The organism is Exiguobacterium sp. A1_3_1, assembly GCF_048985645.1.
In the GTDB taxonomy this organism is placed as follows: Bacteria; Bacillota; Bacilli; order Exiguobacteriales; family Exiguobacteriaceae; genus Exiguobacterium_A; species Exiguobacterium_A indicum.
The window spans coordinates 1-1,015 of record NZ_WBYY01000316.1; the positions used below are offsets into that span (position 1 = coordinate 1).

Here is a 1,015-nt window from a genome sequence, read left to right on the forward strand (position 1 = left end):
TCGTGGGCTCGGAGATGTGTATAAGAGACAGGTATAGACCATACAGCGGAATCAACAGGCTGCAGGCGATCAGGTTGACGACGACACTACCGAAGATCGAGATCGTCTGGATCCGAAATTGCTGGAAGCCGGTCAAGAGTGCCTGAATGACGGTCGAGTTGTAGAAAAAGAGTGAGGCGACCATCATCAAGACGAAAATCAGATGGTATTGAACGAACGACGCGTTATAGAAAATCGTCAAGCCCCACTTGCCGAAGAAGATCGCTCCGACAATCAACAGGATGCCGACGACGTTCGTCATCAGTAACATCGAGCGGGTCAGCTTGCGCAGTTCCGGTAAACTTTGACGTTCACCCGTCTCAGACGAGAAGTTCGGTAGTAAGACGGCGATCAAGGAGTGGATGAACAGACTGCCAAGTACGAGTAGATAGGCGATGCTAGCGTAGTAACCGAGCTCTTCCGTTCCGATTGCGTGACCGACGAACAATCGTGGAATGTTTGCGTTCAAGGCGATCAGAAGAGCGACGAAGCCGAGTGGCATCGCTTTAAGGAACAGCTCCTTGCCTGACCGGTACCGTAAGTCAAGCGCTTGATTGTCAAAGCCGCGACCAATGCGGCGAATTGTCGGTAAATCGTATGCGAGTAGCATGATCAAGTTTCCAGCGATCAAGGCGAGTACGAATCCGTGGATTGAATGGGTCGTAAAGAGGACGAGTGCTGCGCCCGAGACGTTCAAGAGACTCCGGAAGATTTTCGAGACGGCGACTTCCTTGAAGGCAGTGTGTCCTTGCAAGAAACCGTAAGCGAGATCAGCGAACGATTCCATGTACTTATTCAGGTAGACAAGCAGTGTCAGGAGTAAAATGTCCGCTTCACCGAAGAAATAATAGACCCCAAGGAGGACGAACACACCTGCCGAGAGGAGTGAAAAACGAGTCTTGATGAAGAGCCAGAAGTTCGTCAGTCCAGCCCGTTCTGCCGTCAGGATCGTACTGGCGCTGTCTCTTATACACAT

The 1,015-nt window shown here is 51.1% G+C and carries 1 protein-coding gene; it reads right to left on the minus strand.

From position 1 onward, the window contains the following. A partial coding sequence (locus F8N00_RS18075) for an oligosaccharide flippase family protein (protein WP_421018758.1) occupies positions 1-1,015 on the minus strand: 1,015 nt, incomplete at both ends.